The organism is Leisingera sp. JC1, from assembly GCF_001679925.1.
Lineage (GTDB): Bacteria > Pseudomonadota > Alphaproteobacteria > Rhodobacterales > Rhodobacteraceae > Leisingera.
In genome coordinates this window covers 42801-65776 of the sequence record NZ_LYUZ01000068.1, presented here as the reverse complement: position 1 = coordinate 65776, position 22976 = coordinate 42801, and the positions used below count along the sequence as shown (strand labels likewise).

Here is a 22976-nt window from a genome sequence, read left to right as displayed (position 1 = left end):
TTGGCCGTTTCCCGCGTCGGGAAACGGCGGCCCTACTCAAGCATTCGGATCGGAGCGCTATTGCAGAAGATGATGACCTGCTCGCAGTTCTGCACCGCCTTGCAGGCGAAGATATCGCGCAGCCAGGTGTCTGGAGACAGAGCGGAATGGGGTTTGACCATACCGGAAGTGCCCGTATTCGCGGTTAGCAAACCATTACCGCTTAGCTCGTGCCGCAAAGACGTTTCTGGCAAGATTGCGGGTTTCATCTTCCAAGTCCTGCAGGCCCGTAACAGCTGCGCCGCCATCGCCTGCCTCGATAGAATCGGCAATCCGGGTATGAAGCCCGGTGATCACCGCGCGGTCGCGGGCAGTGAAGGTGATCATGTTCATCAGGGGTTGCATCGCCTCTACCGCGCCGGCCAGCTGATAAGACAGCACCGGGTTGCCGGCCCCGTCGACCAGCGCCCGGTGAAAGGCCACGTCGGAAGCGCAGAAGGCCACATCCGTCAGCCCCGGCTGCCCTTGCCGGAAAATCTCTGCCCGCATTGTCGCCAGATGATCAGCGCTGCGGCGTACGGCTGACAGCGGCGCACAGGCCCGCTCCAGCGCATAACGGGCTTCACAGGCGGTATCAAAGCTCACCGCGTTCATGCTCAGCAGCAGGGTCGAGGTGGTGACCTGCTGCGCATAGGCATCCTCAAAGCTTAAGCGGTTCACAAAGGCCCCGCCGGACGCCCCGCGCTGGGTTCGGATCAGCGATTGCGCTGCCAGCCGTTTCAGCGCCTCGCGCACTGTCGGGCGGGACACCTGAAAATGATCCGACAGCTCTGCCTCGGACGGAAGCCGCTCATCCACGATCAATTCGCCGGAGATGATGGCATCCTTGATAGCCTGGGCTATCTGAACCGAAAGATCGGCGGAACTGCTGGGGTCAATCTGCATGCCCGGTATCCTTGCAAACTGCGGCCCAGACGTGGCCCGGGCGAGAAATCATTTGTCTGACATTTAAAAGTCTGACATTTAAAGCCTAAGGCTTGAGTCGGAGGAGGGCAATGCCTGGTTCCCCGCACGCAGGCTTTTGCGGCGTTGGTTCTGCCGCGTGCAGCCAACTACCTGAAACGCTCAAACGGAGACTTGAGCATGGCAAGCATCTTTCCTTCCCGCCGCATTCGGCGCACGCCCTTTTCCCCCGGTGTCGAGGCCGCGGGCGTCAAGGGCTACACAGTCTACAATCACATGCTGCTGGCCACAGTGTTTGACAGCCTGGAATACGACTGCAGCCACCTGAAGGAGCACGTGCAGGTTTGGGACGTGGCCTGTGAGCGTCAGGTCAGCATCAAGGGGCCGGACGCGCTGCGGCTGATGAAACTGATCAGCCCGCGCGACATGGACAAGATGGCGGACGACCAGTGCTATTACGTGCCGACGGTCGACCACAACGGCGGCATGCTGAACGACCCTGTGGCGGTGAAACTGGCCGCGGACCACTACTGGCTGTCGCTGGCGGATGGCGACCTGCTGCAGTTTGCGCTGGGGATCGCCATTGCCAAGGGCTTCGATGTGGAAATCAAGGAACCCGACGTTTCACCGCTGGCGGTGCAGGGGCCCAAGGCGGATGACCTGATGGCCCGCGTCTTTGGCGATGCGGTGCGCGATATCCTGTTCTTCCGCTACAAGCGTCTGGATTTCCAGGGGGCAGAGCTGGTGGTGGCGCGCTCCGGCTGGTCCAAGCAGGGCGGCTTTGAGGTCTATGTCGAAGGTTCGGATCTGGGGATGCCCTTGTGGGATGCACTGTTTGCTGCAGGTGAAGACCTGAACGTGCGGGCAGGCTGCCCCAACGCCATTGAGCGTATCGAAAGCGGGCTGCTGAGCTACGGCAATGACATGACCCGGGAAAACACCCCTTATGAGTGCGGGCTGGGCAAGTTCTGCAACTCGCCGGAGGACTACATTGGCAAGGCCGCACTGGCAGAGCAGGCGGCCAATGGCCCCGCCCGCCAGATCCGGCCGCTGGTGATCGGCGGGGAGATTCCGCCCTGCCTGGACGCCTGGCCGCTTTTTGCGGACGGACGCCGGGTTGGTGAGGTTGGCTCGGCAATCTTCTCGCCTGAGTTCGGGGTGAACGCGGCAATTGGAATGGTGAACCGGTCCCATTGGGCGCCGGGCACTGCGCTGGAGGTTGAGACCCCGGCAGGCATGCGGTCTGCAACAGTGCAGGAGAAATTCTGGCGCTGACGCTGAACACCGGGGGCGCTGCCCCCGTCGCGGCAGGCCGTGGCGCCCCCGGGGATATTTTAGGCCAGATAAACATGGGATCTGGTTCGCGGAACAGGAAAGGATGGCACGATGTTCAATGCACTGGTGGTGAACAAGGACGAAGACAGCGGCAAGACTTCTGCCGCGGTGGAGCAGATCAGCCTGGATCGGCTGCCCGAGGGCGAGGTGACCGTGGCGGTGGAATACTCCACCGTGAACTACAAGGACGGGCTGTGCATCGGGCCGGGCGGCGGGCTGGTGCGAAAGTACCCGCATGTGCCGGGCATCGACTTTGCCGGCACCGTCGAAGCGTCCTCAGATGACCGCTACAAGCCGGGCGACAAGGTTGTGCTGACCGGCTGGCGCGTGGGCGAGGCCCATTGGGGCGGCTACAGCCAGAAAGCCAATGTACGGGCCGACTGGCTGGTGCCGCTGCCCGAGGGGCTGGACAGCCGCCAGGCAATGGCGGTGGGAACCGCGGGCTTTACTGCGATGCTGGCGGTCATGGCGCTGGAGGATCACGGGCTGGAACCCGGTCATGGCCCGGTGCTGGTCACCGGGGCGGCGGGCGGCGTCGGCTCTGTTGCCACTGCTATCCTGGCGAACCTGGGGTATGAGGTCGCCGGTGTGACCGGCCGTCCGGAAACGGCGGACTACCTGAAGTCCCTTGGCGCGACCCAGATCGTGGCGCGTGAGGAGATCAACGAGACCACCAAGCGCCCGCTGGAGAGCGAATCCTGGGCGGGTTGCGTCGACGCTGTTGGCGGAGCCATGCTGGCCCGCTTGCTGGGGCAGATGAAATACGGCGCTTCGGTTGCCGCTGTCGGCCTTGCGGGCGGGGCGGCATTGCCCGCCACCGTGATCCCGTTCCTGCTGCGCGGCGTGAACCTTCTGGGCATCGACTCGGTCATGCAACCTTTTGAAAACCGCGTCCGGGCCTGGCAGCGGATTGCTAGTGATCTGCCAATGGACAAGCTGGAAGCGATGATCCAGCCCGCAATCCTCAGCGACTTGCCGCAACTGGGCGCGGACATCCTCAAGGGGCAGGTCAAAGGCCGGGTGGTGGTGGACGTTAACGCCTAAATCATTGTAAAAATTGTATCTGCCGGAAGACGCGCGGCGATGCCCGCGCGTTTTTCATTGGGGCGGCCCCGGGCACGCAGCGGCGCTTGTGAGCGGTCCTGTTTGCTGCTGCGCCCAGTGGTGTCCGGGCCTATGCCCCGGAACCCTGAAAATCGAATTATGAGGTCTGGGCCCCCGTGGTTTTCAACGCCAGAGCACCGTTTCCTTCGCCCTGCACCGAAGGAGCGGCAGCATGCCGTCCGGTTTGAGCACGCAGGCCTTGGCTTGCAATGCAAATTAATTTGGAAAGCAGGCAGAAATGGCTGACGAAACCACCAATCAGGGTATCCCCTCCCCAGAGGGCGAAGCGGATGTCATCAATACCGGCGAGGAGATCGGTCAGGACTATGTCGAAACTCAGATCGGCCCGTCCGGGGCCGATACTCACAATCCGGTGTTCCTAGTGTCCGGCCTCGTCACTGTGGCCCTTTTGATCTGCGCGCTGGCGCTGCCGGAACAGGCCGCCGCCTTTTTCAACTGGCTGCGCCCCGAAGTCACCAGCAGTGTTGACAGGTTATTCTTCGGCGCCGCAGACCTGTTTGTCCTGTTCTGCCTGTTTCTGATTGTCTCCCCCTGGGGAAAGGTGCGCCTGGGCGGCAATGAGGCCACGCCGGATTACAACTATCTGGGCTGGTTCGCGATGTTGTTTGCCGCAGGCATGGGCATTGGCCTCATGCATCAGGTACTATCTGACGGCTTTACTGGTGCATAGGACGCGGTGCTTGAACTCAAGCTGTTCAAGATGCTGGGCCATCTTCAGCGGCCTGCAGACAAGGGCACGCTGAGGTGTCAAACAATGAATGACAGAACACCCCGGCAAACCCGCCGGGGTGTTTTCTTGTCAGCTATTGTATTTGAAAAACCCGAGAGAATTGCCATCCGGATCGGTAGCGTAGAAGAACCGCCCGGGCGGGATCTCGATGGTTTCGGAAACCACCTTGCCGCCCCCATCCGTTACCCGCTCCATTACGTCTTCCAGTTCGCCCTCGGCGGTCAAATGCAAGGTCGGGCCGCGGCCGTCGCCTGCAGGTTTGCCAGAGTAAAGATGCAGGGCAATGCCGGCGCACTCATCTGCCGGCTTGAACATCGCAATCGGGTTCGGGCCGCTGCTGTCGATGCTCAGGTCGGCGCCTGTCACCTTGCTGTAAAACGTAACCGCCGCGTCCAGGTCACTGACGGGCAGCTCGCCCCAAACCAGAAAATCCTTGGGGGTGAAACCCATATCGTATCCTCCATGATGTGATACCGCCAGACTGCCATGCCCTCCTGACAGTTTCCGGCATCAGTCTTGCCGCTTGACCGGACCGCCGCCGCTGCGTTACGACCCTCGTGTCCTGCTGCGGCTTTTCGCCTTGCAGGGCTGCCTGCGATCCCTCAATCCTTGTGCGGGAGCGCGGCTCGGCTGGAAGACCTGCCATGTTCGGGGTGATCCCTGGCATGTGCCGGTCGCCCCCTGAACCGCAGCGATTGAGGAGACACGCGATGAGCGTTTTGGATATTGATTTCGTCCGGGCACAGTTCCCCGCCTTTGCCGAACCCAGCCTTCAGGGGCAGGCGTTCTTTGAAAACGCGGGCGGGTCCTACACCTGCCGTCCTGTGATTGACCGGCTGACCCGGTTTTACACCCAGCGCAAGGTGCAGCCCTACGCGCCCTATGAGGCGTCCCGCCTTGGCGGCGAGGAGATGGACGAGGCCCGCACGCGTCTGGCCGCGCTGATGGGTGTCGCCGCGGATGAGCTGAGCTTTGGCCCCTCGACCACCCAGAACACCTATGTGCTGGCGCAAGCGTTCCGCAAGATGATGAAGCCGGGGGAGGCGGTCATCGTCACCAATCAGGACCATGAGGCCAACACCGGCCCCTGGCGGCGGCTGGCGGAGGAAGGGATCGAGATCCGTGAATGGCAGCTCGACCCGCAGACCGGCCATCTGGACGTAACGCAGCTGGAAGACCTCTTGGACGAAAACGTCCGCCTGGTCTGCTTCCCGCACTGCTCCAACGTGGTGGGCGAAATCAACCCGGTGGCAGAGATCACCGCAATGGCCCATGCCGCCGGTGCCTTTGTCTGCGTCGATGGTGTCTCCTATGCGCCGCACGGGCTGCCCAATGTGGATGAACTGGGCGCCGACATCTACCTGTTCTCCTCCTACAAGACCTACGGGCCGCATCAGGGCGTGATGGTCATCCGCCGCGCGCTGGGCGAGCTGCTGCCGAACCAGGCGCACTACTTCAACGCAGGCGACCTCTACAAACGTTTCACCCCGGCAGGCCCGGACCACGCCCAGGTGGCCGCCTCGGCTGGCATGGCGGATTATTTCGAAGCGCTGGCGGCCCACCACGGCCATAGCGGCAGCGCGGCGGAAACCGGCGCCTTTGTGCATGACCTGATGCGCGCGCATGAGATCAAGCTGCTGCAACCGCTGCTGGACGCAGTGAAGGACCGCAACGATGTGCGCCTGCTGGGTCCGTCCACAGCCGAAAACCGCGCGCCCACTGTGGCCCTTGCCCTCAGCCGCGCGGCTGAGCCGGTTGCGGCGCAGCTGGCAGAACATGGCATCATGGCAGGCGGCGGCGATTTCTATGCTGTGCGCGCGCTGGAGGCGATGGGCATTGATCCAACCGCAGGCGTGCTGCGTATCAGTTTCACCCATTACACGTCCGAGGCAGAGGTCGCCAAGCTGACCGAGGCCTTGGACAGGGTGCTGTAACAGGAACCGCACAAGGAAACGATATGAGCAGCCGTGCCCCGGTCATCTGGTGGATCAGGCGGGACCTCCGCCTGGCAGACAATCCGGTCCTTACGGCTGCGGTCAACAGCGGCGCTCCGGTGCTGCCCGTCTATATCCTGGACGAACAGGAGGCGGCGCTGGGCGCCGCCCCCAAGTTCCGGCTTGGTCTGGGGCTGGAGTGCTTTGCCAAGGCGCTTGAAAAGGCCGGATCACGCCTGATCCTGCGCCGCGGCGCGGCACTTGCGGTGCTTCAGGACCTCATCAAGGAAACCGGGGCAGGGGCCGTGCATTGGTCCCGCCTCTATGATCCTCAGGCCATTGCCCGAGATACCGAGGTGAAGCAGCAACTGAAGGCGCAAGGGATCACGGCCAAGTCCCACGGCGGGCGGCTGCTGTTTGAACCCTGGACCGTCGAAACCAAGACCGGCGGCATGTACAAGGTCTTCACCCCGTTCTGGAAATCCGTGCGGGTGCATTCTGTCGACGGCCTGCTGCCAGCGCCGGGCAAACTGCCCGCGCCGGACAACTGGCCGGCCATTGATGACCTGACTGCGTGGAACATGGGGGCTGCCATGCGCCGCGGCGCGGAGGTTGTGGCCCGCTACTGCCGCGTGGGCGAGGCTGCGGCGCAGGACCGCCTCGGCGAATTTCTGGAAGACAAGGTCTTAGCCTACAAAGACCGCCGCGATTTTCCGGGCGAGGATGCAACATCCGGCCTGTCGGAAAACCTCGCTTGGGGGGAAATCAGCCCCCACCGCCTGTGGCACCTGGGGCGCGCGGCAATGGAACAGGCCAGTCAGGGAGCGGAGACCTTCCTGAAAGAGGTGGCCTGGCGCGAGTTTGCCTATCACCTGATGTACCACTCGCCGCATATCCTGACCGAAAGCTGGCGCGAGGAATGGCAGGATTTTCCCTGGTCGCAGGAGGTTACGCCGCAGGTGCAGGCCTGGCAGCGCGGCCAGACCGGTTACAGCTTTGTCGATGCCGCGATGCGGGAACTTTATGCGACCGGCAAGATGCACAACAGGGCCCGGATGATCGTGGCAAGTTTCCTCACCAAGCATCTGATGGCGCACTGGAAAACTGGAATGGACTGGTTCGCGGACACGCTGGTTGACTGGGATCCGGCCTCCAACGCCATGGGCTGGCAATGGGTTGCGGGCTCCGGCCCTGATGCGGCGCCGTTCTTCCGGGTCTTCAACCCTTCGGGCCAGCTGGACAMATTCGACCCTGATGGCGCCTATACCCGCCGCTGGATTGCCGAAGGCCAGGGAAATCCGCCCCAAACCGCGCTGGATTTCTACGCTGCAGCCCCGCGGTCATGGAACCTCGCGTCTGACACGCCGAGGGCGGAGCCAATCATCAGCCTGCAGGCAGGGCGGCACCGGGCGCTGACGGCCTATCACGACAGCCGTGACAGCCGCTAACGCATAGTTTCCTTGCCTCAAAGCCCCCTGCGGCCTAGCTTTTTCCCATAGCACACCTGTTTCCTGCACAGGGGGAAGCGAATGAAGTTCACGTCCGTTGAGGGCCAAAAAGACCTGCCGCGCTACTTCCCGGCAGTGTTCGCCAAAGTGAAGGCCATGGAGGTCGGGCAGCTGGACATTCAGTTGCCGGACGGGCGTATTTTCACAGCCAGGGGCAGGAACCCGGGCCCCGCGGCGGATCTGATCATCCACCACCCCGATTGCTTTGCCCGCCTGATCCGCGAGGGAGACCTGGGCTTTTCCGACGCCTACCTGGAAGGCTGGTGGAGCACATCCGACCTGCAGGCGTTTATGGATCTTGTGCATATGGGCGCGGATACGGTCTATGACGGCTTCCCGGGGCAAGGGCTGGCGCGGGCCTATGAGCGCTTCCGCTTCTGGCTGCACCGCAACCACCGCCGCCAGGCAAAGAAAAACATCGCTCATCATTACGATCTGGGCAATGAGTTCTACCAGCTGTGGCTCGATGACACGATGACCTATTCTAGCGCTCTGTTCCGCAGCGGCCAGGACAGCCTTGAGGCGGCGCAAACCGCAAAATACGCCTCGATGGTGGATCAGATGGGGGTGCAGCCCGGCGACCACGTGCTGGAAGTCGGCTGCGGCTGGGGCGGCTTTGCCGAATACGCCGCCAAGGAGCGCGGATTGAAGGTTACTGGCCTCACGATCAGTAATGAGCAGTTAAGGTTTGCCCGACAGAGGATTGAAAATGCGGGTCTTTCCGGGCAGGTGGAATTGCGCCTGCAGGACTACCGGGATTGCCGCGGCCAGTTTGACGGCATCGCCTCGATTGAAATGTTCGAGGCGGTTGGGGAAAAATACTGGCCCGCATACTTCGGCGCGGTCCGCGACCGTCTGAAGCCCGGCAGCAAGGCGACACTCCAGATCATCACCGTGGCGGACCGGCGCTGGGAGGTTTACCGCAAGGGCGTCGATTTCATCCAGAAGCACATCTTTCCCGGCGGCATGCTGCCATCACCGGCGGTGCTGCGCGCCCAGGTGGAGAAGGCGGGCCTTGGCGTGGTCCGGTCAATCGAATTCGGCAGCAGCTACGACCAGACGCTCAGGCGCTGGCATGAGACCTTCAACACCCGGTGGGACCGGATCGCGGCCCTTGGCTTTGATGAGCGGTTCCACAAGATGTGGAACTTTTACCTCACTTCCTGCGCCGCTGCCTTTAAGACTGGAAATTGCGACGTGACGCAGATTACAGTTGCGCATCGCTAACTGAACTGCGCCACGGAATTGACCTGATATGCCCACCGGAGCCCGCCTTGCCGCCGCAATTTCCCTGGCAACACTGGCGTTCGTCGTATCCTTTCTGGTCATGCCCTTGCTGCCCGAGGGCACCAACTTCGGATATTTCGTGCATATAAACGTGGTGCTGGGGCTGCTTTGCGGCTGGATCTTCATGGGCAAACGCGCCGGCCGCGGGGTTGTTCCTGCAATCAACAATGGCCTGACTGGCATGGCTGTCCTGGTGCTGTGGGCGCTGTTTGTTCAGGGCGCTTGGGAAATGTTCCGCCTTGCCATGCGGCACCGCTATGGCGGCCCGTTCGAGGCGCTGTCGCAGATCTTTGTCATTGGCATGGAATACTTCTTTCTTATTGCCGTGCCGTCGGTGGTAATACCCTTGGTGGTTGGCGGGGCTCTGGCAGGTCTTGTAACCGAAAACGCCTCTCAGCGCTGGCGCTAAAACCCTTATAAACAACAGGTTGTCTTCCGTGTCTGATCTCTTCTTCTTTGGCACGCTGCGCCATTTGCCTTTGCTTGAACTGGTTCTGGGCCGCAGCGGGGACGCGCTGAAGGCGCAGCCTGCCGAACTGCCCGGTCACGGCGTCTATCAGGTTGCCGACCAGCCTTTTCCCGCAATCGAGGAACGTCAGGGGGCCACAGCAGATGGTGTGCTGGTGCGGGATCTTTCGCCAGCCGATCTGGATGCCCTGAATTTTTATGAAGGCGGCTTCGGTTACACGCTCAAGCCCGTTGCTGTGCATCTGGCGGATGGAAGCACGGCCGCGGCTGAAGTCTATTTCCCGGAGCCGGGGCTTTGGCAGGCTGCGGAGCCTTGGGACCTCGCGGCCTGGGTGGCAGACTGGGGCGCGCTGTCCCTGCGCGCAGCTGAGGAAGTGATGGCCTATCATGGCCGCATGAGCGCAGAAGAGGTGGCCCGCAGTTTCCCCTCAATCCGCCGCCGCGCCGCTGCCTGGCTGGCAGGTCAGGCCCGGCCCGGCGACGGGGTGCATGATCTCAGCCGCGACGTGATCGTCCATACCCACAAGCGTGCCCATCTGAATTTCTTCGCGATGGAGGAAATGGACCTGCAATTCCGCCGCTTCGACGGCAGCATGAGCCCGGTGCTGAACCGGTCGGCGTCCATGGCAGGCCACGCAACCGTTGTGCTGCCCTATGATCCTGTGCGCGACCAGGTGCTGCTGGTGGAACAATTCCGCGCACCGCCCTTCATGATGGGCGACGCCCACCCCTGGATGTGGGAGCCGGTCGCCGGCGTGATCGACCCGGGCGAGAGCGCCGAGGAGACCGCCCGGCGTGAAGCGGTGGAGGAAGCGGGCGTCACCATCCAGCACCTGGAGGCCGTGGCACAGGGCTACCCTTCCAGCGGGGCTTTGGGTGAATATATACATATTTTCATTGGTATAGCCGACCTTTCTGATGTCTCGGGCGGCGGCGGGGTTGCTGGTGAAGGCGAAGATATCCGCAGCAAGACTCTCAGCTACGAGGAGATGATGGCCGGGATCGACGCGCAGACCTACCAGGACATGCCGCTGATCACGGCAGCGCTGTGGCTGTCACGGCACCGTGATCGTCTGCGCGCAGAGCATTCCTGACCCGCTTCCCGCCTTGTGATCGGCAATCCGCTTGGATACACCATGGGGGAACGATCGAAAGGGATACCATGCGCATTGCACGCGATCTGGCTGATGCCGTCGGCCATACACCTCTTATCCGCCTGAACCGCGTCAGCGAAGAGACCGGCTGCGAGATCCTGGGCAAGGCGGAATTCATGAATCCGGGCCAGTCGGTCAAGGACCGCGCCGCGCTCTATATCATCCGCGACGCCATCGCCCGCGGCGAGCTGAAGCCGGGCGGCACCATCGTTGAGGGAACTGCCGGCAACACCGGCATCGGTCTGGCTCTGGTCGGCGCTTCGATGGGTTTCAAGACGGTCATCGTGATCCCGGAAACCCAGTCCGAGGAAAAGAAGGACATGCTGCGCCTTGCCGGCGCCCAGCTGGTTCAGGTGCCCGCAGCGCCCTACAAGAACCCCAACAACTACGTGCGCTATTCCCAGCGCCTGGCTGAGAAACTGGCCAAGACCGAACCCAACGGCGCAATCTGGGCCAACCAGTTCGACAATACCGCCAACCGTCAGGCACATGTGGAAACCACCGGCCCGGAGATCTGGGAACAGACCGGCGGCAAGGTGGACGGTTTCGTCTGCGCTGTCGGCTCCGGCGGCACGCTTGCAGGCGTCGCCGAGGCGCTGCAGCCCAAGGGCGTGAAGATCGGCCTCGCAGACCCGATGGGCGCGGCGCTCTATTCTTATTACACCAAGGGTGAGCTGGCCTCCGAAGGCAGTTCTATCACCGAGGGGATCGGCCAGGGCCGCATCACCAAGAACCTCGAAGGCTTCACCCCTGACTTCAGCTATCAGATTTCCGACGCCGAAGCGGTGCCTTACGTGTTTGACCTGCTGCACGACGAGGGCCTTGTCCTGGGCGGATCCTCCGCGATCAATATCGCTGGTGCCGTGCGCCTGGCCAAGGAGATGGGACCGGGCAAGACTATCGTGACCGTGCTGTGCGACTACGGCACCCGTTACCAGTCCAAGCTGTTCAATCCCGATTTCCTGCGTGAAAAGAACCTGCCGGTGCCGGAGTGGATGACCCACACGCCCGCTTCGATCCCCGGTGTTTTTGAGGACGTATGACACCTATTATAACCGCTTTGCGGAATATGCTGCTGGGGCTGGTCCTTCTGACCGGCCTCGCAGTGCCTGCGCTGGCGCAGCTGACTGCTGAATCCCGCGCATATTATCAGGAATGGCTTAAGACCGCGAACCGCGCGGAAGAAGTGATCGACGCCAGCCGCGCCTCCAGCGCCGCGCTGGAAACCCTGCGCAAGGATCTGACCAGCTACCGCCAGCGCTTTCTGGAAGCGCGGACGGAAAACGGCGACCGTATCAAAACACTCGAAGGCCAGATCAGCGCCCTTGGCAAGGCACCGGAAGAGGGCGAGAGCGAACCCGAAGATATCGCTCAGCTGCGCGCCTCTCTGGAAGAGCAGCTGCGCGACCTGAAGGTGCCGCGCATTGTCTCCGAGGAGGCCTACAGCCGCGCCAACGGCCTGATTTCCGAGATTGACAAGATCATCCGTGAGCGCCGCACCCGTACTCTGCTGGAGCGCGGACCTTCGCCGCTGAACCCGGAACACTGGCCTGGCGCGCTGCGCACCCTCAGCCGGTCGGTAAGCTCCATCTGGAACGAAACCGCCACCCGGATCGGCAGCGCAACCACAGCTGAGCGGGTGAGCAACAGCTTGCCAGCCTTGCTGCTGCTGCTGGCGATTGCCGCGTTCCTGCTGCTGCGGGGCCGCCCCTGGGCCCATGCGGCGGGCGACTACCTGCGCCAGTTCGGCAGCAGCGGCCGCGGTGTCTGGGGCTTCATCGTTTCGCTGCTCGAAGTCATTCTGCCGTATATCGGAATCATCTGCCTGCTAGCGGCGGTGGGATTGTCGGGAATAGTAGGTTCCCGCGGCTCGCTCTTGATCGTTTATGTTCCAGGCTGGGCGCTGCTGATCCTGTCGTTCCATTGGCTGGGCAACCAGTTGTTCTCCAACCGGCTCGACAATGATCTGGTGCCGGTGCAGGAGGGGCGGCTGAATGAAACCCGGCTGATGGTCGATATCCTGGCGGTGATCCTGGTGCTGCAGGACGCGCTGGTGAAGCTGGAGAATATCGAGAACATCCCGTCCTCCGTCCATGCGGTTGCCAGTTTCCCGCTGATCACCGCGGCGGCGCTGGTGATGCTGCGGCTGCACCGGATCGGCGCCAAGCGGCGCCAGAAGCAGGCGGCGGACACCGCAGACGACGGTGCCATTGCCGCCGGGGCCAACCGCATCCTGACCTTTGCGCGGCGCGCCAGCTATTTGCTGGGCTTTGTTTCTCCGCTGCTGGCCGCGCTTGGCTATGTCAACGCGGCTGAGGCGCTGATCTACCCGGCGGTATCCACCCTGGCCCTGCTGGCCGCTCTGCTGGTGGTGCAGCGGTTCCTGGGCGACGTCTACGGCTGGCTGTCCGGCAAGGGCTCCGCCGCACGCGAGTCACTGTTTGCGGTCCTGATCGGCTTCCTGCTGGCCGCCCTGGCGCTGCCGCTGCTGGCGCTGATCTGGGGCGCGCGGGTCGCGGACATGACCGAGCTTTGGTCGCGATTCCTTGAGGGCTTCCAGATCGGCGATACCCGAATTTCGCCCACCGCCTTCCTGACCTTTGCCGTGGTCTTTGCCGCAGGCTATGCGCTGACCCGTCTGATCCAGGGCTCCTTGCGCAACTCGCTCCTGCCCAAGACCAAGATCGACCCGGGCGGCCAGAACGCCATCACCTCAGGCCTTGGCTATGTCGGTATCTTCCTGTCGGCAGTGATTGCCATTTCCATGGCGGGGCTTGACCTGTCCTCCCTCGCCATCGTTGCCGGTGCGCTGTCGGTTGGCATCGGTTTCGGCCTGCAGACCATCGTGTCGAATTTCGTTTCCGGCATTATCCTGCTGATCGAGCGCCCGGTCTCCAAGGGCGACTGGATCGAGGTTGGCGGGCTGATGGGCTACGTGCGCGACATCTCTGTTCGCTCCACCCGGATCGAGACCTTTGACCGCACTGATGTGATCGTGCCGAACTCGGACCTGATCAGCGGAACCGTCACCAACTACACCCGCGGCAACACCGTTGGCCGGGTGATCGTGCCGGTGGGTGTCGCCTATGGCACCGAGCCGCGCAAGGTCGAAGCCATTCTGACCGAGATCGCCAAGGCTCATCCGATGGTGCTGCTCAACCCGGCGCCTTATGTGGTTTTCCAGGGCTTTGGCGCCGACTCCCTGGATTTTGAAATCCGCGCCATCCTGCGCGACGTGAACTGGGTTCTGTCGGTGAAATCCGACATGAACTATGAAATCGCCAAGCGGTTCCAGGAAGAGGGGATCGAGATCCCCTTCATGCAGCGCGACATCTGGATCCGTAATCCAGAGGCGCTTTCACCTGCTGGCTCGCCGCCTGACAGCGCTAGCGCGGCGCCTGGCAGCGCTGCCGATGGCAGCCCTCCGGCCCCGGCGGTACCGCCTAAGCCGGACGTGAGCGATTTGCAGCAGGACCAGGAGGGAGAAGGGGAAGCCGATGCCGACAAGTGAACCGCTGTTCCGCAAGGACGCCTATGCCCGGATGACTGAGGCCGAAGTGGTGGCCCACTCTGATCAGGGCGGGATCGTTCTGGACCGGACATTATTCTATGCCACAGGCGGCGGCCAGCCCGGCGACAGCGGCCAGCTTTTGTGGGCTGGCGGCCAGTAGTGCTCCATCGCAACCACGGTCAAGGGTGAGGATGGCGCGGTCATTCTGGTCCCGCATGAAGGCGAGCCGCTGCCTGCCGTGGGCACCACGGTAACCCAGACGCTCGACTGGAACCGCCGCTACGGCCACATGCGGGTCCACACCGCGCTGCACCTTTTGTCGGTGGTGATTCCGCTGGAGGTCACGGGCGGCTCGATCGGGGCTGAGAAGGGGCGCCTGGACTTCAACATGCCCGAGGCGCCAGAGGACAAGCAGGCGCTGCAGGACCAGCTGCAGGCGCTGATCGACCGCGATCTGGCGGTGACGGAGGACTGGATCACCGATGCCGAACTGGATGCCAACCCGCAGCTGGTAAAGACAATGTCGGTGTCACCTCCGCGCGGGGCAGGGCAGGTGCGTCTGGTACGGATCGGCACTGAGAAGGAACAGGTGGACCTGCAGCCCTGCGGCGGCACCCATGTGAAGCGCACCGGTGAAATCGGCCGCATCCGCCTTGGAAAGGTTGAGAAAAAGGGCAAACAGAACCGCCGCGTCTACCTGCATCTGGAGGCCTGAAAAAGTTTTGGGGGTAAGTGAAGTTTTTGCAGTTTCAGCCCTTGCAATTCCCCGGCTGATCCTTCAAAAGCCCCCTCAACGGAGAGGTGGCCGAGTGGTCGAAGGCGCACGCCTGGAAAGTGTGTAGGCGGGAAACCGTCTCCAGGGTTCGAATCCCTGTCTCTCCGCCATAACCCTGACATCGATGCTGAATGCCGCGGGCCTGCGCGGGGCTAAGGCGTTGCTGGTTGCTGCGGGTTTGAATAAATTCCCCTCGACTATTTCCTTGTACAACGATCCGCGGCTTGCTGCCCTTTTGCTGCCTTGATTCGTGTCTCGTCGGGCGCTCTTCACTCAATCCGGGAAACAAAAACCGCAAATCGCGTAGAATTGATTGCCGTTTGGCCCCTAATGTCAGGGCTGCACTGGCAGAATAGGGCAGAGGTCGCTGGCTGTGCCTGGAAAATTCCACGTTTCGCAAATGGAAACCTAACCAGTGCTGAAACTGCCTGTATATGGCGGAAATAGCATGTTTGGCCCCAGCAAGGACGCGATTTCGGGCGGAAACTGGAAACAGTCGCCGGAAACCAAGCCCGAAGCAGGGGGCAATTTTCCTGCCGAGTGGCGAAATGAGGGGAAATTTAGACAATTTTTTGGCTTTGTCGCCCCGCGCGCCTAAAGTATGCATGAATAAGCCCATTGGGGGGGCAAGTTCTGCAAGCTGCTGGACTGTGGTGGACTGTTAAAACTTTATTTTAAGTCTTTGTGCCGCGATAGGCGCACTCCACTGATCCGAAAAGCGACTGCAATCCGGCTGCGTGCTGCTTGAGCACGCAAACCAGAACGTGTGTGCGGTCTGGCCCTCTCGCTGCATGGGCAGGTGTTTTTGACTGCGGCATTCCGCATGGCTGTGCGGCTGCCCGGCTGGCCCGAACGATGGGGCTCGGGGCCAATCCGGCGAGGAGAAGGTAATGAAAAAAGGTTGTGATGGGCAGAAACCGGCGCTGGACGGAATCGTAGAGGGTACCGCAGGCAATGACCTGATTGATGCGGCCTACACCGGCGATCCCGAAGGCGACATGGTCGATAATGCAGACGCGATTGATCCGGGGGCGGGGCCTGACGACGACGTCATCGTTGCCGGCAGCGGCAATGACACTGTCTACGCCGGTTCGGGCAGCGACACTGTGGACGGCGGCAGTGGCAACGACCTGATCCTCGGTGATGGGGTCTCAGGTGTCTATGAACCTGTAAAGATCACCATTTCCTCGACCAGCTCGGCTTTTCAGAACCAGGTCTTTGCCTACACGATCGACCCGGAAACCGGCGAGATCAGCAATGTCGTCGTGCTGTCAGAGAACGCCAAAGCGGATGCGGGCGAGACCTTCACTTATGACGCGCCCGCAGGTGCGGTGATCGGCGTTGGCATCATCAGCCCGCAGGGAACATTCTATTCCTCGGGTTACGGCGACAATGCGGACCTGAACCCGGACGGGCTGGTCCATACCAAAGGGATCTATGAGTTCCCCGACGGTTCGGTGCAGCTGGGGTTCGAGGATCTGAACAATCTGGGCGACCGGGACTTCAACGACGTCAAGCTGATCGTTGATCTGGGCACCTCCGGCACGACGCTGGACAACGCGCACTACGACTATTCTTCCGACCCCGTGGACCCGGTTGTGCCGGGCGACGACAGCCTGAGCGGCGGCGAGGGCGACGACACCATCCTGGGCGGCGGCGGCAATGACACCATCGACGGCGGCGACGGCTCGGACTCGGTGGAAGGCGGCGATGGCGACGATGTGATCGACACCTCCAGTGACAGCGGCTACCCGCTGCCCGACCGCGGCTTCCCGGGCTACACCGGCACCGATCCGGATATTCCGTTCATCCCGGCCGATGCCGATCCCTATGACGACCGCGATACGGTTCTTGGCGGTGCTGGCAACGACACCATTTCCACCGGGGATGATGCCGATCTGATCGACGGCGGCACCGGCATGGACGTGATTGATGGCGGGATCGACGACGACACCATTGATGGCGGCGCGGATGCCGACCTGATCACCGGCGGCGAGGGGTCCGACCTCATCGAAGGCGGCAGCGGCGACGACACAATCTACGGCGGCCTTGACCCGGCGTTCCCGGACGGGCTGAACATCACCGATGACGGCGGCGACGGGCGTCCGGCAGACCCCGATCCCACCAACGGGATGGACACGATCTACGGCGGTGACGGCAACGACGTGATCTATGGCCAGGATGACGATGACGAGATCTATGGCGGCACCGGCAATGATACCATCGATGCAGGCATCGACGATGACTATGTCGAGGGCGGTGACGGCAATGATGTGATCACCGGCGGCCACGGCGCCGACACGCTGTCAGGCGGTGACGGCCGTGATACCTTCATCGGCGGCAATGCCGGTGATGTCGTGGACGGCGGCTCAGGCGGTGATGACTTCGACACCCTGGACCTGCGCGGTTCCGGCCCGTTCGAACTGACTGGCGTCACGGTTGACCCGGACGGCAACAGCCTGTCGGGTACTGTGAACTTCCTCGATGAGGACGGCGACGTTACCGGCTCGATGACCTTTGGCGAGATCGAGCAGATCATACCCTGCTTCACGCCGGGCACGCTGATCGCAACCCCGCAGGGCGAGCGCAAGGTCGAGGATCTGCAGGCTGGCGACCGGGTGATCACCCGCGACAACGGCATTCAGGAAATCCGCTGGGTCGGCACCCGCACGCTGCAGGCCGGAGAGCTGAAAGGCGCCGCGCATCTTCAGCCGGTTCTGATCCGCCAGGGTGCCTTGGGCAATGGTCTGCCGGAGCGTGACATGATGGTCAGCCCGAACCACCGGGTGCTGGTCGCCAACGACAAGACCGCGCTTTACTTCGAGGACCGCGAAGTGCTGGTTGCAGCCAAGCATCTGACCGGCCTGGCAGGTGTGGATCCGGTTGAGGTCGCCAGTGTGACCTACATCCACTTCATGTTCGACCAGCATGAGGTTGTGCTGTCCGACGGCGCCTGGACCGAAAGCTTCCAGCCTGGTGACCAGTCCCTGCGCGGGCTGGACAACGCACAGCGCAATGAACTGTTCGAACTGTTCCCGGAACTGAAGTCGCAAAAAGGCCGCGAGGGTTACACTGCCGCGCGCCGCTCTTTGCGGAAACACGAGGCGCATCTGCTTGTGCACTGAAAGGTGCAGCTGCCGTCTTGGGGGAGGCGGTGGATAAGAGCGTAGCGCAGGAAGGCAGGGTCTAGTGCCCTGCCTTCTCTGCATTTGCAGGGGATGTCAGCGGTTCCGGCGCCAGGCGTCCCAGTCTTCGGGCGTGTCCAGATCGGTCAGCGCGCGGCGGCCAGGCAGCGGAATGGCCTGGACCGTCTCAGCCTTCAGGACGCTGCGGGCGCCTTGATCTCCGCTCAAGGTCCTCAGGGCTTTGAAACAGCGTTGCGGAAACAGCACCGGATGGCCCGGCGTGCCGTCCTCTGCCGTTGCGCGCAGGACAGGGCTGTCTTGTCCGCTGAAATGCGCAGCAAGGTGCAGCATGTCCTGGGCCATCACTTCCGGCATATCGGCGGGCAGGATCATCACTGCCTCAGTTCCTTCCGGCAGCGCGGCGGTTCCGCGGCGGATGGAGGCGGCCATGCCCTCAGCCGCGTCCGGCACCGGAACCTGGATTGCATCGCCTGTTGCGGCTGCCCGCGGGTGGGATGGGCCTGGCAGAGTGACGTAGACCGGCAGGCCGGTCAGCGCGGCGCGGCGGCACATCAGGGTGAGCAGGGGCTGGCCGTCCACCTCCTCCATCAGCTTGTCACAGCCCTGCATCCGCGAGGACGCGCCGGCGGCGAGCAGGAGAATGGCGATGGCGGTCATGCAACCCCGGTCCTTGGTTCTAGGCCGCGATGGCGGATGCCTCCGGCGGGAGTATTTTTACAAAGATGAAGGACGAGGGCCAGTGAAAGCCGCATAGGTCAGTAGGGTTGACCGAATGTTTCGCGCGCGAAACATTCGGGTGCCGGCACTGACGTATGTGTTGCGCAAGTTTCGCGGCGTCAGCGTGCGCTGCCTAGGCAACAGGGCGGATTCAGGTCAGGCGGGCTGACCTGAATCCGGTGTTTTTCAAACTCAGCCGCGCATCCGGGCACCGTCGGCGTCAAACAGCGGCTCAGTAATGAGCCGGGCCTTGTACATTTTACCGAGGATTTCGATCTCCACTTCCAGCCCTTCCCTGGCTTTCTCCGTGGGGACAAACCCCAGCGCAATGGATTTCTGCGCATGGTGCGAATAGCCGCCGGAGGTGCAGAAGCCGACAACCGCGCCGTCGAGCCAGATCGGTTCATAGGCTACCACATCGGCGTCGTCTGCCGCGACCTCAAAGGCGCAGAGCTGGCGGGCAGGGCCTGCGTCGCGTTCGGCCTCAGCGGCAGCGCGGCCGATGAAGTCCACTTCCTTCTTGAAGGAGATGAAGCGGTCCAGACCGGTCTCCGCGGCCGTGTAGTCGGGCGAGAATTCCCGCAGCCAGGAGCCGAAGAATTTGTCCAGGCGCAGCGACATCATTGCCCGCATTCCAAACGGTTTCATGCCGTGCGGCTGGCCAGCGGACCACAGCGCATCCCACAGGGCGCGCTGGCTGGGCAGGTCGCAGTAGATCTCATACCCGAGGTCGCCAGTGTAGCTGACCCGCTGCACGATGCAGTCGGCCATGCCCACCGTCAGGCGGCGCACATCCATGAAGCGCATGTCCGAGATGTCCTGACGGGTGCAGGCTTGCAGGACCTCGCGTGCCTTGGGGCCAGCGATCTGGAAGCCGTTGCGGGTGTCGGAGATGTTGTCCAAGCTCACGCCGTCGTCCAGGTTCTGCAGGAACCAGCGCATGTGGTAGGCCTGCGAGCCGTAGGAGGCGGTGAGCTGGAACTCGTCCTCTGACAGGCAGGAGATGGTGAAATCGCCGATCAGACGGCCCTTGGGCGACAGCATCGGGGTCAGCGACAGGCGGCCCGGCTGCGGCACCCGGCCCGCCATGATGCGGTCGAGCCAGGCGCGGGCGCCGGCGCCCTTTACCAGGTACCTGCCGAAGTTGTGTACCTCGTTGATGCCCACGTTTTCGCGCACGGCCTTGACCTCGCGCGCGGCGGCCTCGAAGGCGTTGGAGCGGCGGAACGACGGGGTCTCATACCGCGGCTCGTCGCCTGTCGCGAAGTAGTTCGGGACCTCCATGCCGTATTGCGCGCCCCAGACCGCGCCCATGCCATCAAAGATGTCGTACATCGGGGTGGTGCGGAACGGGCGCGCCGCGGGCAGCTCCTCGTTCGGGTAGGCGATGGAGAAGCGTTTCTGATAGTTTTCAATGACTTTGGGGCGGGTGTAGCCCGGGGTGATCCAGTCGCCGAAGCGGGCGCAGTCCATCGCGAATGTGTCTCGCTCGCATTCGCCCTCGACCATCCACTGGGCTAGCATCAGGCCGACGCCGCCGCCCTGGGAGAAGCCAGCCATGACCGCGCAGGCGGACCAGTAGTTGCGCATGCCGGGCACCGGGCCGACCAGCGGGTTGCCGTCGGGGGCAAAGGTGAAGGGGCCGTGGATTACGGATTTGACGCCTGCGGCCTCCAGCGCCGGGAAGCGTTTGTAGGCAAAGGCGATCGAGTCCTCGATCTTGTCGAAATCATCGGGAAGCAGCTCGTGGCCGAAGTCCCAGGGGGTGCCGTCCACCGCCCAGGGCTTGCAGGGCTGCTCGTAGAAGCCGATGCAAAGGCCGCGGCCCTCCTGGCGAAGGTAGCTTTCGCCGGCCGGGTCCATCACATGCGGATGCTCGCCGCCGCCGTCGATGATCTCGGCGATCATCGGCACCTCATCGGTGACGATATACTGGTGCTCCATCGGGTGCAGCGGGAAGTAAACACCGGCCATGGCGCCGACCTCGCGCGCCCAGAGGCCGCCTGCGTTGACCACATGTTCGGCGTGGACGGTGCCCTTGTTCGTCACCACATCCCAGGTGCCGTCGGGGCGCTGGTTGGTCTCGATCACCTTGCAGTGGGTTTCAATCGTGGCGCCGCCCATGCGCGCGGCCTTGGCATAGGCGTGGGTGGTGCCGGAGGGGTCGAGGTGGCCGTCCAGCGGGTCGTACAACCCGCCGATGATGCCGTCCACGTTGGTGACGGGGGCGATTTTCTTGATCTCCTCGGGGGAGACGATTTCGGTTTCCAGCCCCATGAAGCGGTGCTTGGCGCGTTCGGCCTTCAGCATGTCGAAGCGTTCCTGGGTTTCCGCCAGGGTGACGCCGCCGACGTGGTGCAACCCGCAGGACATGCCAGTGATCTCTTCCAGCTCTTTATAGAGCTTGATGGTGTAGCCCTGCAGGGCGGCCATGTTGGTATCACCATTGAGGGTGTGGAAACCGCCCGCGGCGTGCCAGGTGGAGCCGCTGGTCAGCTCGGAGCGTTCGATCAGCATGACGTCGGACCAGCCGAGCTTGGTCAGGTGGTAGAGGACAGAGCAGCCGACGACGCCGCCGCCGATCACTGCCACGCGGGTGGTGGTTTTCATGTGGGCCTCCCTGATTGGCGTTTCCTGCATTCTGGACATAAGTGAACAGTAGTCCAGAAGAAAAACGGCATGGCGTGCCGCTTATGGGCTGCGTGGTTATTCGGAGGTGCGGAAGCGGCTGTTCTGGATGAGGAAAATCGCGGTGAGCGGGGCTGCCAGGAGAATGACGCCAACGGTGATCAGGAGCATCCCCAGCTGGGAATAGTCCGCGGGCGTGGTGACGGCACCTGCCGAATCTGTGACTTCGCGGGTCACAACGAAGATCTCGTTCAGGTATTTGGTGCCCAGGCTGGAGGCCGAGAGCGCCAGATTGGTGAAGGAGGCCATGACCGCAAAGAAGGTGGCCTTGAGCCCGGAGGGCGCGTTGCGGGCGATCCAGGCGAGCATCGGGATCATCGCGACCTGGCCCAGCGGCGATTCCACCGCGGTGTCGACGATGGCAATGAAGCGGGCATCGACCACGCCGCCGGTCATAGCCGCGGTCCAGTGGTGGGCGCCGTAGTACAGCGCGATGTTGGGCAGGCTGAGGACAGCCTCTGTGATCGCCAGGAAGGCAACGATCCAGGCGATGGGGCGGCTGGCCATCAGCGGGCGGAAGATCAGCATGCCCGCGAGCGTCAGCAGGGAAGTGATCAGGGACAGGACCGACAGGAACTGCTGATCAAAGCCCAGCACGTCGATCTCGAACCAGGTGGCGCCAGGGCCGCGGAGCGGCGTTGCTCGGTAGACAAAGATGATGATGGCGGTGCCGATGAGGGCGCGGGCGTGGTCCGTTGGCAGTACCGCGACCAGCTGGCGCATCAGGAACAGCACGATGGCCATGGATCCGGCAAAGACGATTTCCTGCGAGTAGGGAACATCGCCGAGGCCCACGGTGAGCGACAGCGCAACAAAGGCGCCTCCGCCAATGAAATACCAGTGGTTCGGGGTCACCTGGTCGCGGGGCGGCTCGATGCGGCTGCGGATGTCGGCTTCGGCCAAGCCTTCGCGGCGCAGAGCGGCGGCCTTGCGCCATTTCTGCCAGATCGCCAGAGCCACGCCGGAAAGCGAAATGACCGGGATAAAAAGGGCGAGGGTGAAGACAAAGCCGTAAAGCGCGCCTTTGTCGGCCTGGGGCATGGCATCGGCACCGTCGAACAGGGCAACGTTCAACGCGGCAGCGGCGCTGGAACCGCCGATCAGTGCGATGCGGCCGAAGGTCTGCATGGTGGTGTGCAGAGACTTGGTTTCTGCCTCGGGCAGGGGATTGCCCTGGGCATCCAAATGCGGCACGGCCTCTACCGACATGGCGTCCGCCACCACGTCCTGCAGCACGAAGCCGCAGGGAGCCAGCAGGGCGGCGGTGACGTACCAGGCATTGAGCGGCATCAGCGCGCCCATCGTGTCCGGGTGCAGAACGATGGCGGCGAGGATGCCATAGCTGGCACCCATCAGCGCAGCGCCTGCAAGGATCAAGAGGTATTTCCAGCGCCATATCAGGTCGACCAGATGACCCAGCGGCATCTTCAGCGCCCAGGGCAGCCCGACCCAGAACGCGAGACCTGCGAGGAAGGCCGCGGAGAGGTCGAGGTATTCTTTGACGTAGAACGAGGCGGCAACGGTGCTGATGCCCTGCGCGCCATAGGCGAAGTATATCAGCAGCGGCGGCAGGAAGGACCAGCGCAGCTGCCGGAACAGTTCCAGCACGATGCTGTCGAACCAGCCCCAGGCCATCAGAGCTGCACGGGTCATTGC

The 22976-nt window shown here is 62.9% G+C and carries 16 protein-coding genes, 1 tRNA gene and 2 pseudogenes; 14 read left to right on the top strand and 5 right to left on the bottom strand.

Translation table 11 applies throughout. The annotated features are described in order from the left end of the window. Positions 1–195 precede the first annotated feature (195 nt). Positions 196–924, bottom strand: a complete 729-nt coding sequence (locus A9D60_RS06770; protein WP_065266877.1) for a FadR/GntR family transcriptional regulator — start codon at positions 922–924, stop codon at positions 196–198. A 198-nt stretch (positions 925–1122) separates the two neighbouring features. Here A9D60_RS06770 and A9D60_RS06765 point away from each other — a divergent pair, with 198 nt between their 5' ends. From A9D60_RS06765 to A9D60_RS06755, 3 genes and pseudogenes are all read left to right on the top strand, one after another. Beyond that, positions 1123–2217: a dimethylsulfoniopropionate demethylase gene (locus A9D60_RS06765; protein WP_065266876.1), complete on the top strand. Its 1095-nt coding sequence runs from the start codon at positions 1123–1125 to the stop codon at positions 2215–2217. A gap of 111 nt (positions 2218–2328) precedes the next feature. Beyond that, positions 2329–3321: an acryloyl-CoA reductase gene (gene acuI, locus A9D60_RS06760; protein WP_065266875.1), complete on the top strand. Its 993-nt coding sequence runs from the start codon at positions 2329–2331 to the stop codon at positions 3319–3321. A gap of 298 nt (positions 3322–3619) precedes the next feature. Then, positions 3620–4054: pseudogene (locus A9D60_RS06755) on the top strand (BCCT family transporter); the annotation flags it as partial. Between the two features lie 147 nt (positions 4055–4201). Here A9D60_RS06755 and A9D60_RS06750 read toward each other — a convergent pair. Next, on the bottom strand, positions 4202–4582 hold the full coding sequence (locus tag A9D60_RS06750) for a VOC family protein (protein WP_065266873.1): 381 nt from the start codon (positions 4580–4582) through the stop codon (positions 4202–4204). Positions 4583–4842: 260 nt separating this feature from the next. Here A9D60_RS06750 and A9D60_RS06745 point away from each other — a divergent pair, with 260 nt between their 5' ends. The 11 genes and pseudogenes from A9D60_RS06745 (at position 4843) to A9D60_RS06700 (ending at position 17894) form a co-directional block, all read left to right on the top strand. Further along, positions 4843–6066, top strand: coding sequence for an aminotransferase class V-fold PLP-dependent enzyme (locus tag A9D60_RS06745; protein ID WP_065266872.1), 1224 nt, complete (start codon positions 4843–4845; stop codon positions 6064–6066). Between the two features lie 23 nt (positions 6067–6089). Next, a complete protein-coding gene (locus tag A9D60_RS06740; protein WP_065266871.1) occupies positions 6090–7514 on the top strand; it encodes a cryptochrome/photolyase family protein in 1425 nt (474 codons plus the stop codon). Between the two features lie 81 nt (positions 7515–7595). Then, complete coding sequence (locus tag A9D60_RS06735; protein ID WP_065266870.1) at positions 7596–8801, top strand: SAM-dependent methyltransferase; 1206 nt, start codon at positions 7596–7598, stop codon at positions 8799–8801. A gap of 28 nt (positions 8802–8829) precedes the next feature. Next, complete coding sequence (locus A9D60_RS06730; protein WP_065266869.1) at positions 8830–9270, top strand: TrgA family protein; 441 nt, start codon at positions 8830–8832, stop codon at positions 9268–9270. A gap of 28 nt (positions 9271–9298) precedes the next feature. Continuing rightward, positions 9299–10423, top strand: coding sequence for an NUDIX domain-containing protein (locus A9D60_RS06725; RefSeq protein ID WP_065266897.1), 1125 nt, complete (start codon positions 9299–9301; stop codon positions 10421–10423). A gap of 68 nt (positions 10424–10491) precedes the next feature. Continuing rightward, positions 10492–11526: a cysteine synthase A gene (locus A9D60_RS06720; RefSeq protein WP_065266868.1), complete on the top strand. Its 1035-nt coding sequence runs from the start codon at positions 10492–10494 to the stop codon at positions 11524–11526. Further along, positions 11523–13994: a DUF3772 domain-containing protein gene (locus tag A9D60_RS06715; protein WP_065266867.1), complete on the top strand. Its 2472-nt coding sequence runs from the start codon at positions 11523–11525 to the stop codon at positions 13992–13994. Before A9D60_RS06720 ends, A9D60_RS06715 begins: the two co-directional genes overlap by 4 nt. Further along, positions 13981–14709, top strand: a pseudogene (locus A9D60_RS06710) (alanyl-tRNA editing protein). Before A9D60_RS06715 ends, A9D60_RS06710 begins: the two are co-directional and overlap by 14 nt. Positions 14710–14789: 80 nt before the next feature. Beyond that, positions 14790–14879: transfer RNA gene (locus A9D60_RS06705), tRNA-Ser, on the top strand. A gap of 305 nt (positions 14880–15184) precedes the next feature. After that, on the top strand, positions 15185–15367 hold the full coding sequence (locus A9D60_RS26020) for a hypothetical protein (protein WP_141117854.1): 183 nt from the start codon (positions 15185–15187) through the stop codon (positions 15365–15367). A gap of 292 nt (positions 15368–15659) precedes the next feature. Further along, a complete protein-coding gene (locus tag A9D60_RS06700; protein ID WP_065266866.1) occupies positions 15660–17894 on the top strand; it encodes a Hint domain-containing protein in 2235 nt (744 codons plus the stop codon). A gap of 96 nt (positions 17895–17990) precedes the next feature. Here A9D60_RS06700 and A9D60_RS06695 read toward each other — a convergent pair whose 3' ends face one another. The 3 genes from A9D60_RS06695 to A9D60_RS06685 form a co-directional block, all read right to left on the bottom strand. Beyond that, the gene (locus A9D60_RS06695; RefSeq protein WP_065266865.1) at positions 17991–18572 is read right to left on the bottom strand and encodes a nucleotidyltransferase family protein; all 582 of its coding nucleotides are present in this window, start codon (positions 18570–18572) and stop codon (positions 17991–17993) included. Positions 18573–18824: 252 nt separating this feature from the next. Continuing rightward, positions 18825–21242 (bottom strand): GcvT family protein, encoded by a 2418-nt coding sequence (locus tag A9D60_RS06690; protein ID WP_065266864.1) that lies wholly within the window; start codon positions 21240–21242, stop codon positions 18825–18827. A gap of 96 nt (positions 21243–21338) precedes the next feature. Then, entirely contained in the window at positions 21339–22973 is a 1635-nt protein-coding gene (locus A9D60_RS06685; protein WP_065266863.1) for a hypothetical protein, read from the bottom strand. Positions 22974–22976: the final 3 nt, after the last annotated feature.

Bases quoted from the DNA above. Each gene is read 5' to 3' on its own strand.
- A9D60_RS06770 (WP_065266877.1), bottom strand. From the start codon at position 924: ATGCAGATTGACCCCAGCAGTTCCGCCGATCTTTCGGTTCAGATAGCC.
- A9D60_RS06765 (WP_065266876.1), top strand. From the start codon at position 1,123: ATGGCAAGCATCTTTCCTTCCCGCCGCATTCGGCGCACGCCCTTTTCC.
- acuI (WP_065266875.1), top strand. From the start codon at position 2,329: ATGTTCAATGCACTGGTGGTGAACAAGGACGAAGACAGCGGCAAGACT.
- A9D60_RS06750 (WP_065266873.1), bottom strand. From the start codon at position 4,582: ATGGGTTTCACCCCCAAGGATTTTCTGGTTTGGGGCGAGCTGCCCGTC.
- A9D60_RS06745 (WP_065266872.1), top strand. From the start codon at position 4,843: ATGAGCGTTTTGGATATTGATTTCGTCCGGGCACAGTTCCCCGCCTTT.
- A9D60_RS06735 (WP_065266870.1), top strand. From the start codon at position 7,596: ATGAAGTTCACGTCCGTTGAGGGCCAAAAAGACCTGCCGCGCTACTTC.
- A9D60_RS06730 (WP_065266869.1), top strand. From the start codon at position 8,830: ATGCCCACCGGAGCCCGCCTTGCCGCCGCAATTTCCCTGGCAACACTG.
- A9D60_RS06720 (WP_065266868.1), top strand. From the start codon at position 10,492: ATGCGCATTGCACGCGATCTGGCTGATGCCGTCGGCCATACACCTCTT.
- A9D60_RS06715 (WP_065266867.1), top strand. From the start codon at position 11,523: ATGACACCTATTATAACCGCTTTGCGGAATATGCTGCTGGGGCTGGTC.
- A9D60_RS06700 (WP_065266866.1), top strand. From the start codon at position 15,660: ATGAAAAAAGGTTGTGATGGGCAGAAACCGGCGCTGGACGGAATCGTA.
- A9D60_RS06695 (WP_065266865.1), bottom strand. From the start codon at position 18,572: ATGACCGCCATCGCCATTCTCCTGCTCGCCGCCGGCGCGTCCTCGCGG.
- A9D60_RS06690 (WP_065266864.1), bottom strand. From the start codon at position 21,242: ATGAAAACCACCACCCGCGTGGCAGTGATCGGCGGCGGCGTCGTCGGC.
- A9D60_RS06685 (WP_065266863.1), bottom strand. From the start codon at position 22,973: ATGACCCGTGCAGCTCTGATGGCCTGGGGCTGGTTCGACAGCATCGTG.